Origin of the sequence: Shewanella sp. KJ2020, from assembly GCF_024197625.1 — a bacterium.
In the GTDB taxonomy this organism is placed as follows: domain Bacteria; phylum Pseudomonadota; class Gammaproteobacteria; order Enterobacterales; family Shewanellaceae; genus Shewanella.
This window is the reverse complement of record NZ_JAKUKD010000002.1, coordinates 47,966-61,571: the sequence shown is the minus strand read 5'-3', so window position 1 is coordinate 61,571 and position 13,606 is coordinate 47,966. Positions and strand designations below refer to the sequence as shown.

Annotated in this window: 14 protein-coding genes and 1 riboswitch; of the genes, 2 read left to right on the top strand and 12 right to left on the bottom strand. The window is 45.9% G+C overall.

Annotation, left to right across the window (positions count from 1 at the left end; all coding sequences use genetic code 11):
* Positions 1-47: 47 nt before the first annotated feature.
* The 5 genes from MJO46_RS00580 to MJO46_RS00560 all read right to left on the bottom strand — a co-directional run bounded on the left by MJO46_RS00580 (position 48) and on the right by MJO46_RS00560 (position 5,492).
* Positions 48-905 carry a DUF6279 family lipoprotein gene (locus tag MJO46_RS00580; protein WP_253987653.1) on the bottom strand — a complete coding sequence of 286 codons (858 nt, stop codon included), beginning with the start codon at positions 903-905 and terminating at the stop codon, positions 48-50.
* A gap of 104 nt (positions 906-1,009) precedes the next feature.
* A complete protein-coding gene (locus tag MJO46_RS00575; protein ID WP_253987652.1) occupies positions 1,010-2,137 on the bottom strand; it encodes a phosphotransferase in 1,128 nt (375 codons plus the stop codon).
* Positions 2,138-2,182: 45 nt separating this feature from the next.
* Positions 2,183-2,830: a nicotinamide riboside transporter PnuC gene (gene pnuC, locus MJO46_RS00570; protein WP_253987651.1), complete on the bottom strand. Its 648-nt coding sequence runs from the start codon at positions 2,828-2,830 to the stop codon at positions 2,183-2,185.
* Positions 2,831-2,957: 127 nt separating this feature from the next.
* The gene (locus MJO46_RS00565; RefSeq protein ID WP_253987650.1) at positions 2,958-3,218 is read right to left on the bottom strand and encodes a hypothetical protein; all 261 of its coding nucleotides are present in this window, start codon (positions 3,216-3,218) and stop codon (positions 2,958-2,960) included.
* Positions 3,219-3,302: 84 nt separating this feature from the next.
* Positions 3,303-5,492, bottom strand: a complete 2,190-nt coding sequence (locus tag MJO46_RS00560; protein ID WP_253987649.1) for a TonB-dependent receptor — start codon at positions 5,490-5,492, stop codon at positions 3,303-3,305.
* Positions 5,493-5,546: 54 nt separating this feature from the next.
* Positions 5,547-5,671, bottom strand: a riboswitch (TPP riboswitch).
* A gap of 210 nt (positions 5,672-5,881) precedes the next feature.
* Here MJO46_RS00560 and MJO46_RS00555 point away from each other — a divergent pair.
* Positions 5,882-6,562, top strand: coding sequence for a Crp/Fnr family transcriptional regulator (locus tag MJO46_RS00555; protein WP_253987648.1), 681 nt, complete (start codon positions 5,882-5,884; stop codon positions 6,560-6,562).
* Positions 6,563-6,628: 66 nt separating this feature from the next.
* Here the strand turns inward: MJO46_RS00555 and tsgA are convergent, their stop codons facing one another.
* From tsgA to hinT, 6 genes are all read right to left on the bottom strand, one after another.
* Positions 6,629-7,804 (bottom strand): MFS transporter TsgA, encoded by a 1,176-nt coding sequence (gene tsgA, locus MJO46_RS00550; RefSeq protein ID WP_253987647.1) that lies wholly within the window; start codon positions 7,802-7,804, stop codon positions 6,629-6,631.
* A gap of 50 nt (positions 7,805-7,854) precedes the next feature.
* Positions 7,855-8,559 (bottom strand): purine-nucleoside phosphorylase, encoded by a 705-nt coding sequence (gene deoD, locus MJO46_RS00545; RefSeq protein WP_253987646.1) that lies wholly within the window; start codon positions 8,557-8,559, stop codon positions 7,855-7,857.
* Positions 8,560-8,878: 319 nt separating this feature from the next.
* Positions 8,879-9,274, bottom strand: a complete 396-nt coding sequence (locus MJO46_RS00540; protein WP_253987645.1) for a YcfL family protein — start codon at positions 9,272-9,274, stop codon at positions 8,879-8,881.
* A 13-nt stretch (positions 9,275-9,287) separates the two neighbouring features.
* Complete coding sequence (locus MJO46_RS00535; protein WP_253987644.1) at positions 9,288-9,818, bottom strand: PaaI family thioesterase; 531 nt, start codon at positions 9,816-9,818, stop codon at positions 9,288-9,290.
* Positions 9,805-10,332 (bottom strand): PaaI family thioesterase, encoded by a 528-nt coding sequence (locus tag MJO46_RS00530; protein WP_253987643.1) that lies wholly within the window; start codon positions 10,330-10,332, stop codon positions 9,805-9,807. The genes MJO46_RS00535 and MJO46_RS00530 overlap by 14 nt, the downstream gene beginning before the upstream one ends.
* On the bottom strand, positions 10,329-10,685 hold the full coding sequence (gene hinT / locus MJO46_RS00525) for a purine nucleoside phosphoramidase (protein WP_007649030.1): 357 nt from the start codon (positions 10,683-10,685) through the stop codon (positions 10,329-10,331). Before hinT ends, MJO46_RS00530 begins: the two co-directional genes overlap by 4 nt.
* A gap of 145 nt (positions 10,686-10,830) precedes the next feature.
* Between hinT and MJO46_RS00520 the strand changes: the two genes are divergently transcribed.
* Positions 10,831-12,597 carry a M61 family metallopeptidase gene (locus MJO46_RS00520; RefSeq protein ID WP_253987642.1) on the top strand — a complete coding sequence of 589 codons (1,767 nt, stop codon included), beginning with the start codon at positions 10,831-10,833 and terminating at the stop codon, positions 12,595-12,597.
* A 207-nt stretch (positions 12,598-12,804) separates the two neighbouring features.
* On the opposite strand, the gene MJO46_RS00515 is transcribed toward MJO46_RS00520, so the two are convergent.
* Complete coding sequence (locus MJO46_RS00515; protein ID WP_198780257.1) at positions 12,805-13,440, bottom strand: LuxR C-terminal-related transcriptional regulator; 636 nt, start codon at positions 13,438-13,440, stop codon at positions 12,805-12,807.
* Positions 13,441-13,606: the final 166 nt, after the last annotated feature.

The window sequence follows — 13,606 nt, the reverse complement described above, 5'->3', positions numbered from 1 at the left end:
ATTCTGTTGCAGATTAGACCCCTTAATATCGATAAATCTTTCAGCGCCTAGAATTCTTTTTCGAGGGCTTCTTGATTCAATTCAGTGAGATCTTGAATCAGCTTATTGAGCTTTTTATAGAAATGCTTGGACTGCTTTTCCGATAGACTGGTGTTTATCGTCAGCATTAAAGTGCCGAATGACTCGGTATTTTTGCGTAAAAATGTCCTGTGTTTTTCAGACTTAAGCTCATCGGGTTGCGTCATTAATAATGTCAAACGCTCGGTTAATAGCGCCCTATCCGTGCGTTGCCCTAGGGCAACTTCAAACTGGCGCAGCCACTCATGGCGATACTCGAGCCACATATCTAAGGTGGACAAACGCTGTTGATTATATTGGTGGATCAGTGCCTTCTGTTCGCTGCTCACACTGCCTAGCCAGTCTTTAAACTGTCCTTGAAGGTTTTCATCCGCCTCTTGTTGCAATTGTTGCTGGGATTTACCCGCAAATTCCTTGATTAACTCCTGCTCATCTTGACGCAATTTAGTGAGGATTTGCTTCACCTGAGCATCGCTCAACGACATGACGATAGGTAGCAACTCTGGCAGCGCGAATTCAAACAATCTAAACCAATGCCGTTTAGCAATATCCACATGCTCAGCCCACAGCAGCGGCGTTAAGGTATTGGTTTTAATGAGCGTTTCGATTTCAGTTAACTGAACAACATAGTGGGATAATTCTTTGGATTGATGCCATAGGACAAACTTTTCGATCAGCGCATCGAAAGCCTCTTGCTGGGAATCGTCTAAGGTAACATAGTCCTCCTGCTCCCAGCCGATGGCCCAATCCATAAAATGGTAACTGAGTTTAGTCGAACACGCCGTTAGCCCTAACAATAACACCAGTAGCAACAAGTTTTTTTTCATATTGAATAATCCATCCTAGACATATCTCTTTAAGACGTTGGCACTGATATAAAAGTTGCTTGTGTTATAGCATTGTTTTTGTAAATAAGCGTGACAATAAATCGCTACGAGATTTGCGGCCAAAAAAAATCGAACCAAGCAATATACTCGCTATGGCCGTGTGGCTCAGTTTGCTGCGCCGCCATTAAGAGCGCCCAATAACAGGCCAATACCCAGTACATTTCAATGGCGGCGGGCACGGCAAATATGGCCTCCGCCGTTAAATAAGGATGCTTAGCCAGATATTGCTGCACTAAAAAATGTTGCTGTAAGGGAGTTAAGGCATGGGTGGCCAGCACAGTCGCGAGCTCACACAGGGGATGTGAAGCCGTCGCATACTCAAAATCGATGCAATATAAACGCTTATCTTTAAGCAGCAAATTATGGGGATTGAGATCTCGATGACAAAACTGCGCCTGGAGTAAACAGTCCGCCAAGGTATCTGTCCAGCGCTGAATATCAGCTTGGATCCCTAGCAGTTGAGTTGCCCGCCCGTGCCAGTCGCCCCCGATTTGGCTTAACTCGCCACCGATAAGAGATGATGCCATAAAGGTCAGCATTTGCTGGTGATATTCCTGCCACTGTTCGGTAATGCTGATCCCATAGGGACCCTTGGGTAGGTCACGTAATTGCAGCAATAAGGTCAGTAACAACCTATGGGCTTGATTAGGATGGGCGTCGGCGAGAGGGTCATGCTCAAAGGCTAATGGCAAGTGGTGCAATGAATCTTGACCCTGTAAATAATCCGCCGCACTGCACAATCCCTCTAAAGCTTGCCAAGACAGGGAATGCTTGCGTGGCTGGGCATAACTTGTACGAACACGATTTTCACGATCAGGATTTTCACAATGGTAGTTATCAATAGTTGCTTCGAGAATGTCGCCTTCAATGGCATCACTCTCGATAAACGCGCTAAGGTAATAGCGCTCATCTTCACTCACCCACAGCAGCTCGGGGGCCAATTTAGCACTCGCTAAGTGGCGCCAATAGAAGCGCTCCTGCGTTCTGGAGCAAAAACTGTCCGCCGCATCGGCATTGAGGCGAAAAACATACTCTGCTGTAGGCGTTGAAATTTTATAGTTGTGATTACTCAAGCCGCCCGATAATTCACTGATATGAGTGATCTTATCCAGTCCAGCAGCTTTTAATATAGGCAACAGTTTTTGAAATGACTCACTCAATGTTTGCTCCATACGCAAAGTCCTATACTCAATCCGTGGGCTGGGCTTGTTTTACGATCATGAGCTTAGAGCATTGGCCCCACGGGCATCGGCTAATGCCGTGCGCCATAGGAAATATCCAACTACAGCAAGGCCCACATAGAGTACAAAGAGCAGTGATGTCAGCATCAGTCCCTTACTGAGATAGAGATAGATTGACACTAGGTCGATTACCACCCAATAGAGCCAATTCTCAAGTACTTTTTTCGCCACTAAATAGGTCGTCATCACCGCAAAGCAGGTGGTCGCCGCATCCAGATAGGGAAATGCCGCTTGGGTATAAGTCGCCATACCATGGCCAATACACAATGAGATCAAGGTTGTTATGCCAATCAATTTTAGGTGGGTTTTTAACGGCCAAGTTGTGACATTAACCCCCTGCTGTTTATCACCGCCCTGTGTCCACAGCCAATAGCCATAGAGCGCCATCACCATATAATAGACATTGAGCACGGACTCCATCAGCAATGCCACCTTCCAAAACAACACAGTGTAAATGGCCGTACTGGCAAACGCCGCCGCCCAGCACCAAACGCTGGCCTTTATCGCCAGTAGCAAATAGGCCATAGCCAAGCATACGGCCAAGGCTTCCCACGCTGTCATCACATGGACTTCACTTAAGGCCGCATAAACACTATTGACCAGCGTAAACCATAAATCTGTCATTGGTTATTCTCGTATTGCGCACTGACTATGCTAGGTTCTAGGTTCTAGGTTCTAGGTTCTAGGTTCTAGGTTCTAGGTTCTAGGTTCTAGGTTCTAGGTTCTAGGTTCTAGCAAAGATAAGATCCCGTTATTCACTATGGGCTAAATTCAATTCGCCACCGATAAACTTACACACAAACACCGCCTTGCCCCACTTTTCATGGGCGGCTTGCATCTCAATCGCGAGCATGGCCATCACATCTTGATATTCGCCGCACACTTGGGTGGCCATGGCATTGGTGACGCGCTCAATATTGGCATAACTGTCCATTCGGCCAATAAACCATTTGATCGGATCGAGGTAATTTTCATTAAAGGGGTACATGCTAATTTCTGCGGTCAGTTTCATTTTGATTCCTTAAATTGCTCAACATTATTATTCAACATTGACGCTGTGGCGCCTATAGCACCACAGCGTAAGTTATTCTAGTGATTACATAAACTTGACGTTAACCGTCACGCCGAGTTGGCGGGGATCGCCGTAGCGGATATATTGCTTTTCCGCCCAGCCATTATCGGGTTCGTTACCAAAATAGAAGCCACGCACACCGTATTGCTCGTCGAATAAGTTACGGCCCCAGAGGTAAGCGGACCACGCATTGGCCTCATAACCCACGCGGGCATTCACGATAGTGTAGGGTTCAGAGCGGGAGTCATTGCTGTCAGAGTAATAGAATTCACTCTTACCGTTGAGGTTAAGGTTAGCAAACCAACCCGAGTTCCCCCGGAAAGTTCCGCCAAGGCTGTAGGTAAAATGGGGCGAATGGGCTAAGTCTCGGCCGGTGAGATCCACCTCTGTGCCGTATTTATCCTGATACTGATAGTCACCGTAGGCGGTTTCTAACCAACCTAGGCTGGAGTAAAGCTGCAGATTGTCGGTGGCATACCAAGTCGCATCCAGTTCCGCCCCATAATTATTCGAGCTACCGGCATTTTCGGTGTAGAGGATAAAGCGCTGCGGTTTATCTGGGTCTTGCTGGGAGGCCGCCACCTGTTGATCTTGCCTATCCATATAAAACAGCGCGAGATTCGTATCGATAAGCCCTTCTAGCCAACGGGATTTCAGGCCAATTTCGTAGTTATATAAAGTCTCGGTATCAAACTCTTTCTTATCGTTGAGCTCGACGGGCAAGGTCATGTTAAAACCACCCGCCTTATAGCCACGGGCCACCCTAACGTACGCATTGTGGGAGTCGCTTAGCATTTTACTCAGCGCAATATGGCCCCCCCACATGGTTTCGCTCGGATCAAAGTTATCCTGATTGGTATCCGAGTAATGGCTATTGCGCTGCTCTACACGCAAGCCCACGGACAAAGCGTAATCCGAGCCCAGATCCGTATCGAGCTGACCAAAAAGTGCATAATTGGTCGCCTCATACTCTGAGTCTAAAACCTCATCTGGCCAAGCGTTATACTCGGAATACAATTGGTTATCTTCTTTCAAATTCATGGCATACACGCCAATGAGCCAGTCTGTACTCTCTGCAAAAATACGGCCTTGCTCAGTCGAACTTAAACGAAACTCTTGGGATAGGGTCTTGCGCTGGCCGGTTTTGTCCCAAAAATAATCGTACTGACAGGGGGCAACGCTGCCTTCATCTTCACATTGTTTGGAGGCCCAATACTCTGGATTGGCCCAATCACCATCGTAACTGTAATGGTGATCGGTATTAGCAAAGGAAGTTAACGACGTTAGCTCAAAGTGCTCTGCGCCAGAATAGGTCGCTTTAAAGCCTGCACCTGTGGTGCGTTGGCTATCGACACCGGGCTCATCCGAGAGGGTTTGTTTAGGATTATTGGTTAGACTCCACACATCATAGCCATTATCAAAATCGGCGTGCAGCAGGGTTAAATCCAATTGCAGATCGTCCGTCGCGTACCAACGCAGCTTAGCACGGCCGGTAAATTCATCGCGACCATTCGTGTCATCACGCTCTAGGTACAGATTATCGCGGTAACCATTTTGTTGATGTTGCTGCAAAGAGACTCGGTACAGCAGCTTGCCCGAATCCGTTAATGGGCCAGAGCTATAACCACTAAAGGTACGTAAATCATCGTCCCCGAGGGAGACTTCGGCGCCGTGTTCAAATACATCGGTGGGGTCGTTACTCTTTAGGTAAATTAACCCCGCTAAGGCATTGGCGCCATAGCGAGTCCCCTGTGGACCACGCAACAGTTCGACTTGCTGAAGATCGTACATACTCGACACCATGCCGATACCAGATAAATCGATATCATCTATGATGTAACCCACGGAGGAGTTAGGTGCGCCTTGGTATTGTTCCTGCTCGCCGACGCCGCGTATTTGAAAATACTTAGGCCGAGAACTCCCACCAGACCAGTTAACGTTAGCAATGGAATTAAGCACATCCTCGAAATGCTGGGCGCTTTCGTCTTGAATTTGCTGGGCATCGATTAACGTAACGCTTGAGGGCATTTTCTCTAAACTGGCACTGCGAAAATCCGCCGTCACCACCATGACTTCCATCTCAGTGGTAGGTTCGGGTTTATCGATAGCATCGGTTTGGGCGAATGCGGATGTGCTAAGCGCTGTGGCAATGGCTAATGCCAAGGGCGCTCTCATTAACGGTTGAGTGGATACTGGATTTTTACTGTTAAACATAGGACCTCAAATATCTAGTTTGAGATCCGGCAACGAATAAGCGATTCAGAAGTGTGCTGTTGATTGGCCCATTCCTACGCCGGTATTAGCCGGATCAGGTTCTAAGGGTTCGTCGAATGACATCTCAGTCTGCAGTACTGATTAAAGTAAACTCGCTGCAAACACCCCTTGGCGGGCCCCAGTATACATGACGAATATAAAAAAGAGGACATACTTATCTGATATTCCCTTAAATTACTCCATGGGGTTAACAGTGAACTAAACATAAAGTGAATACCTATTTGTTATCGTCTAATTCCTTTCACCCATTTGACCGCCTAGCATGATAATGCTATAGAAGGTCGCCATTTCGAACCCTGATTTCAAGCACTGTAAGAGGATCATAGTCGATGCAGCTCAAACCTTTATCGAAAGGACGTTATAGCCAGCGATGGGAGCAGGACTATCCACTTATTGAAGCGGTTGTACTCAGTTGTGTCAGCGAAATAAAAATGCTCAAAAAAGGCGCTCACCTTATGACGCAAGGGGAAGCGATGGCATCACTGGTATTAGTGAAGCAAGGTCGAGTATCGCTCGGCCATACCGCGAGAAATGGTCGGTGTTTTCAATTAGGGACTATTGATTGTGATTCACAACTGTTTGGCGAAATGGAGTTCTTTACTCAGTACCACTGCCAACTAGACATTATTGCCAGTGAACCCTTAGAAATCAGGCTGATTAGCGCTGAAAAACTGCAACATTGCCTCGGTCAACACCCTCAACTCGCGCTATTTTTCGCCAGTGCCATTGCCATTGACTACCAAGACACAGTCGATATTTTTACTCGGCGACTGCTCTACCCCATCAGTTATAACGTGGCGTTTGATATTTACCATGAATACTTAAATGACTTGCCAGTAGATGGCTTTAGTAAACGCTATTTAGAGGCTGAACGATTTGGCACGACCGACCGAGTCTACCGCCGGGCGCTACAAAATCTTGAGGAGCGAGGCTTAATTGAGCGGAAAAAAGATGGCATTCGGATTTGTGATCTCAACGCACTCAAGGAGTTTGTTGAAGCAGGCGTATAACCACCTTCGGCATAACCCACACTCGACTTAATTAAATAGTGAGTGTGGGGTTTATTCACAGGTAAATTAATTTACCGATAACGAGTGTTGTGCGATAGAAGGTTTCATTCGGCTTGAAACCATCAATAGTATAAATATCGCTGCGTAAAGCACTGGAATAACATACATCACGGTTTGCAATCCGATAATACGCTCAAAGAAAGAACTGATCGCTGGGCTAAACATCGCACCTGCACTGCCGCTAATAAGAATATATGACACATTTTTGCTACTGGCTTTTTTTACAAAAGACACGCCATAGGCAATAAAAGCATTATAAAGCGCGGCACACACAAAACCATAACCATAGGTTAAATAGGCTATCCAATTAAGGTTATTTGTGCTCACAATCGCGGCGGTGATCACCATAGCTAAGGCAATAATGCCGACTAAAAAATGGTGGATTTTTACACGCGTCACAATCACAGTCGAAATTAACGCACCAATTAACGCAGCAGACCAATACTGGGTAATAATATTACCGGCCTCTTCAAACGGAATATCAAATTTCTGTTTTACAAATAAAGGAGCCCAAGTTAAGAAAGTGTATAGCGCGAGCATTCCTAAAAATAACCCAATACCACCACTAATAATGCCAAGGTTCCATTCAGATTGTTGCTTCTCTTCTGTTGTAGAAGACTGCTCACAAATAGAGAAATGAGTGAACAAGGTAATAATGACGGTACAGAAGGCCACTAAACCTACGGCTAAATAGCTATAACTCCATGATAATGAACTTGTTAATGCATAAGTCGTTATCAAGGGAAAAACAACGCCTGCAATATTAAACGTTGCATCTTGCACGACTAACATTGTGCTTTGTAATTTTTCTTGCCACACAGATACCACTATCGTACCCGCAATGCACAGACCAATACCGCCACAAAAACCAATTAAGGTCATGGCGATCATCACAACTTGTAGGGAACTGGTTAAATGTAAAGCCAAAGCAGAAAGAGCAACTAAGCTGTAACTTATCAAGGTTATTCTTTTGATGCCTAATTTTTCAATAAAGAAAAATGCCGCAATCGTCCCCGCGAGTGCACCGCCATTAAGTAATGAAAATATGGAGGCAACGTCGTTAACATTAGCGGCAAATTTCTCCGCTATGGGCTCAATCAACATCCCAAATTGGGTCGCAAAGCCCGCCATAATAAAATTAGCGAGAAAACTGATAGCGGTTAAAGTAATTTTATTCTTCATTATGTCATTCCATAAGTGAAATGCTAAGGGTTCAAAGGGTGGCTTTAACCCTAATTGAGGGCGGTTTCTAACGCGAGCTCGATCATATTATTAAAGGAAAGTTGGCGTTCTTCGGCCGTTGTTTCTTCACCGGTTAAACAATGATCCGATACCGTTAAAATGGCTAATGATTCGATACCTTGTTGGTGTGACAAACCGTAAAGTCCCGCCACTTCCATATCAATGCCTAACACCCCAAAACGTTCAAGTGCGGGGATCATATCTTCATCTGGATCGTAATACAGATCCCCGCTAAAGATATTGCCAACTTTCACGCTAATGCCCTTCTCATTCGCTTTGGTATAGGCTTTATGCAGTAAAGAAAAAGTCGCAGAAGTCGCCATTTGGTAACCGCTACTACGCTTAGCATTAGTGGGTGAATCCGTGCCTGCGGCTTGGGCTAAAATAACATCTCGCATTTGTACATGCTTTTGGGTTGCCCCTAAACTGCCGATACGAATAATGCGTTTCACGCCAAAATAATTAATCAGCTCATGGCCATAGAGCACCATAGATGAAATCCCCATACCATGGCCCATAACGGAAATCCGTTGTCCTTGATAAAAGCCCGTGTAACCCAGCATATTACGAACATTTGTCACTTCTACTGCGTCGGTGAGATAGGTTTCAGCAATATATTTAGCACGCAGTGGATCACCCGGCATAATAACAGTTTCAGCAAAATCAGTAGGTTGAGCATTAATATGAGCAGTCATCTTTCTATCCCCATGTTGTAATATGCTGATAGTAGTGCTCAATCACTGAATATATTTAGGACTAAAGTCCGGATTTCACCCTGCAGTAAACCTTTTGCTGAAAAATGGGTAAATTATCGCAACTTTCAATCGTAAAAAAACAAAAAGGCAACATCGAATAAGATGTGAATGAACTTAAGATATCGAAAGTGAATATAAAACAATAAAAAGGCTTACTCTTTTTAAGGAGCAAGCCTTTTTACAACGGGTTTAATATCAAACCATTCGCTATACCAATCGACCTAAACCCGAAATCTGCTACACAGAAGCAAACTCAAGTTTAATAGGAATAGGTTTCACGTACATACACATCAAATTTCACCGCTTGGGCATTGGGAGCAACGGCAGACACTTGCAACTGTTGTTTACCGTGGAGTTTCACCGATTTCCAACTACTGGCCTCATCTTCGATAGTAAAACCACTGGCATCGTACCAAGTGAATTTATATTGCACGCGCATATCGCTAGAGGACTTGCTGACTATCAGCGCAGAGCCTTGAATTAAATCCCCTACCCGGCGGGCATCGACACTTTCAAGGGCAATATCCCGGGCAAAACTGTTACTGTCGATACGGGTCTCGCCCTGTGAACTTACGGAAATCCCGGCGGTATCTGAGGCGCAGCCGCTAAGGGTCAGTGCTGCGGCCAGTATCAATCCTGTATAGATGTGTTTCATCTCGTTTCCCTCATTAATCAATCAGAAAGTGTGCCCTTGCCGTAGCAATCAATTGCTTACGGTTAGTCTGCCAACAATCGATATTAACGTTGGCAACCCGTCGCCCCTGACGAGTGATACGGCATTCGGCAAAGCTGTCCTTATGCAGACCCGCGCGCAGATAATCGATAGAAAAGTCGACGACTTTAGGCACTTTTGCCGTTTGCATAAACACCATTAACTGCACTATTGCCGACATTTCCATAAAGCCTGCGATCACGCCACCGTGAATGGCGGGTAAAACAGGGTTACCTATATTGTCATCTTTGGCGGGCAGTTTAAAAATTAATTCATCGCCAAAACGCTCAACCCGCATACCGATAAACTTGGCGTAAGGAACGTGCTCGAGTAAATGCCCAAAATCATTGAGCTCGGTTGCCCGTTTGACAATACTTTGCACATCGAGGGGCGTTTTACTTTCAGCAGTAGTATTGGCAATATTGGCATTGGTATCTGGGCTTGAGCTTATTGGCACGGTCCCAGCAAGGTGTTTATTTGAGCTCATCAGTGTCTCCCTGTGCTGGCACAGCTTCTCCCATCAATGCTTGCCGAAAGGCATCACCGACCATTTCAGGGCTAATACGCATAAATGATCCCACGGCATGGGCGATAGGGTCATCAATACTGTCCTGATAGGCAATGGCCCGGGTAAAAGCGATATTAGATGACAGTTTATAGCACTCGGCAAAACCATACACTGGCTTATGGGGCTGCGCTGGCTTCATATAATCCACCCGTAAATCTAAGGTGGGTGAGATCTCTAATGATTGATATTTTTGATAAATGGCACTCACCACCGCACTGCCACAGGCGGTATCCATTAAAGTCGTGATCACGCCGCCGTGGATAACGCCGGTATCGGGATAACCAATTAATTCAGTGCTGTAGGGCAATTCAATCAGCACATGGTGCTCACTCGCCTCGAGTACCTTTAAACCAAGGCGACGGCACTGGGCTAATTGATCCACAAACCGTTGTGCCATTTGAGTCAGCGGGAAAAACTCCGGATTTAATTTCATCGACCTTGGCTCAACATGGGCCCCAACGGCTCTCCGCCCACGAGGTGAATATGGATATGGTACACTTCCTGTCCGCCATGTTGATTACAGTTCATGATCAATCGATAACCATCTTTCGCTATGCCCGCTTCGGCCGCCAACTTGGCCGCAACCGTCATCATTCGGCCAAGTGCAGGTTCATCCGAGGCTTTCATCTCGTTTGCCGTAGGAATTAAATGATTCGGTACGATCAAAATATGAGTCGGCGCCTTAGGGGAAATATCTCTAAAGGCGGTGACGAGATCATCTTGATACAGGATATCGGCTGGAATTTCGCGGCGAATAATTTTGCTGAAAATCGTTTCTTCGGCCATGGGGCGTCCTCCTTGGGTTAGTTGGCATAGTATACTAGCAATTCAACGCTTTGTGTCTCCAGATATTTTACGTTGCATTTGCCAGTTGTCGGTATTTTTGGCAGCATGACGCCCATTAGCATTCGTAGGTTTTGCAGGATAAATAATGATCCATTACCAAATAACCCCCGTCGATCCGAAAGCCCATTTATTTGCCGTCACTATGACGGTATCTAAGCCCAAGGCAGTGCAAGTATTCAGCCTCCCCGCTTGGTTACCCGGCAGTTATATGGTGCGCGACTTTGCCAAAAATATTATCGAACTCACGGCAAAAGACGAGACAGGCCAAACACTTAAGCTCACTCAACTAGATAAGCAAACCTGGTCTATTGATAATAACAGCAGCAAAATCACCCTGAGCTATCAAATCTACGCATGGGATCTCTCGGTGCGAACCGCCCACCTAGACATGACACACGGTTTCTTTAACGGCAGCAGTGTGTTTTTAGCCGCCCAGGGATTTGAAGACACTTTACATACTGTCACTATGGCGCCGCCAACAGAGTCAACCTTGAGCGAATGGCGCCTTGCCACCAGCATGACACGCACCAGTGGCGAGGACTTCGCCTTCGGCCAATTTTGCGCCGAAAGCTATGATGATTTAATCGATCATCCCGTGGAGATGGGGTTATTCACCCTAGGGAGCTTCGATGCCTGCGGTGTGCGGCACGATATCGTACTCAATGGTCGCCACCGCGCCTGTATGCCAAGGCTTTGCCAAGATTTAAAGGCCATTTGTGAGTATCAGATAAACTTCTTTGGTACGCCCGCGCCGTTCAAACGTTATGTGTTTATGACCACGGTATTAGACAATGGTTTTGGCGGCCTCGAACACAGGGCATCGACCGCGCTTATGTGCTCCCGCAAGGATCTGCCCCTTTCGCTGGATGCTCCCATCAATAACGACTACCGCACCTATTTATCCCTGTGCAGCCACGAATATTTCCATAGCTGGAATGTAAAACGCATTAAGCCTGAATGCTTTTTACCCTATAAACTTGAGGCCGAAACCTATACGCCCCAGCTTTGGGCCTATGAAGGCATCACCTCCTATTACGATGATTTTCTCACCTATCGTGCGGGACTCGTCGATGAGCAAAGCTATTTAGATATGCTCAGCGAAACCTTTACCCGGGTTTATCGAAGCCCAGGGCGGTTCAAGCAAAGTGTAAAAGATTCAAGCTTTAATGCTTGGACTAAGTTCTATAAACAGGATGAAAACGCCCAAAATGCCATCATCAGCTATTACACCAAAGGCGCCCTGTTTGCGTTGTATCTAGATCTCACATTGAGAAGTGAAACCCAAGGTAAATACAGCCTAGATACTGTGATGAACATTCTATGGCAGGAATACGCCCTGCAAAACCGTGGCACCACAGATGATTGCCATCAAAAGATTGTTGAGCGCTTACTCGAACGTAATTGCCAAGACCTGTTCAGCTACTTAGACAATACCGACGATATTCCACTCGCCCCACTGCTGGCCGAATTTGGCGTCGATTTTACCCTTCGCTCCAGCCAAGGCGCCCAGGATGTTGGCGGTAATCAATCTAAGGGCTACGACATTGCCTTTGGCGCGAAAACCCAAGCCGCACCTATAGGGTTAAAGGTTGTAACAGTCACCCAAGGCAGTCCCGCCCATCTTGCAGGCCTAAGCGCAGGAGATATCTTAATCGCCGCGGATAATCTGCAAGTCACAGGACAATTTGAAGCGCAGCTGCAACAGTATCCACTCGGACAACGCTTGCCATTGCACTGGTTTAGACGGGATGAATTAATGACGGGTGAATTGATGATAACTGCCGCGCCGAAGGACACTGTCGCCCTAGCAATTAGTGACAACACTAAACTCGCGGCGTGGTTAGGACGTTAATTTAACGTTTTGATTCAATTGATTTTAATAAAAAAAGGGGCAAAAGCCCCTTTTATCATTTCTGAGATAACACTTAACTTAGGCACTAATATCTAAACGCACATATCTAAACGCAAGTATCAAAACGGAATGTTTAGACATCAATATCCATTTTTAGATCCGTACTTCCTTGCTAAATCGGTGTCTTCTATCAGCGCTAATACAGATTTAAACCACCACATCGTGTAGATAGGTCTGTGCCCATGCAATGGCTTGACCGCGGCTGGACACACCAATCTTGCGAAATACCCGGTATAAATGGGTTTTAATCGTGCTTTCACTGACAAATAGCTGATTGGCAATATCAAGATTAGTGCTACCCGACAATAAGGCCTGTAACACCTCACGTTCGCGGATGGTCAAAGGTTCTGTATCTTCAAACAGCCCAAAGTCATCATTCACTCCGTTCGCGAGCTGAGGAGGGATAACCCTATGACCACGCAGAATATTAGAAAGGCCTAAGCTAATTTCCGTTAACCCGGCATCGAGATAAAACACACCTGCAGTTGTTGCAGCCTGCATTAAAAACCGCGCATCCACCAGTTTCGGGAACTGAATATACACCACCCGTACACTCGGGTGTTCGCGGGCAAGCAATCGTTGGAATTGATAGGCTTTTTGTAAATCGACCGTGGCGAGATCAATCACCACCAGAGAAGCTTGATTATCTTTGATATGCTCACACATGCCATCGGGATTGATGTGTGATAACTTCACAAGAAATTCCTGTGGCCAACGTCCTGCGAGTAACTCCATTAGAAGTTGTGATCTTGACACTACAATCCAATGTAATATTTTGAACATCCTGCTCACTCCCTGTCTGGTTAACGATTATTTATGTTGAGAATTCAACAGACTCTCAATACCACTTCAACATCCGTTCAATAGACCTCCGAGTCTATTGGTTTACGATATTAGCATTAGATAAAACAGATTCAAAAGACTTACTAAAAAAATATTTACCGTACGC

Coding starts and splice junctions, on each gene's coding strand:
- MJO46_RS00580 (WP_253987653.1), bottom strand. CDS start 905: ATGAAAAAAAACTTGTTGCTACTGGTGTTATTGTTAGGGCTAACGGCG.
- MJO46_RS00575 (WP_253987652.1), bottom strand. CDS start 2,137: ATGGAGCAAACATTGAGTGAGTCATTTCAAAAACTGTTGCCTATATTA.
- pnuC (WP_253987651.1), bottom strand. CDS start 2,830: ATGACAGATTTATGGTTTACGCTGGTCAATAGTGTTTATGCGGCCTTA.
- MJO46_RS00565 (WP_253987650.1), bottom strand. CDS start 3,218: ATGAAACTGACCGCAGAAATTAGCATGTACCCCTTTAATGAAAATTAC.
- MJO46_RS00560 (WP_253987649.1), bottom strand. CDS start 5,492: ATGTTTAACAGTAAAAATCCAGTATCCACTCAACCGTTAATGAGAGCG.
- MJO46_RS00555 (WP_253987648.1), top strand. CDS start 5,882: ATGCAGCTCAAACCTTTATCGAAAGGACGTTATAGCCAGCGATGGGAG.
- tsgA (WP_253987647.1), bottom strand. CDS start 7,804: ATGAAGAATAAAATTACTTTAACCGCTATCAGTTTTCTCGCTAATTTT.
- deoD (WP_253987646.1), bottom strand. CDS start 8,559: ATGACTGCTCATATTAATGCTCAACCTACTGATTTTGCTGAAACTGTT.
- MJO46_RS00540 (WP_253987645.1), bottom strand. CDS start 9,274: ATGAAACACATCTATACAGGATTGATACTGGCCGCAGCACTGACCCTT.
- MJO46_RS00535 (WP_253987644.1), bottom strand. CDS start 9,818: ATGAGCTCAAATAAACACCTTGCTGGGACCGTGCCAATAAGCTCAAGC.
- MJO46_RS00530 (WP_253987643.1), bottom strand. CDS start 10,332: ATGAAATTAAATCCGGAGTTTTTCCCGCTGACTCAAATGGCACAACGG.
- hinT (WP_007649030.1), bottom strand. CDS start 10,685: ATGGCCGAAGAAACGATTTTCAGCAAAATTATTCGCCGCGAAATTCCA.
- MJO46_RS00520 (WP_253987642.1), top strand. CDS start 10,831: ATGATCCATTACCAAATAACCCCCGTCGATCCGAAAGCCCATTTATTT.
- MJO46_RS00515 (WP_198780257.1), bottom strand. CDS start 13,440: ATGTTCAAAATATTACATTGGATTGTAGTGTCAAGATCACAACTTCTA.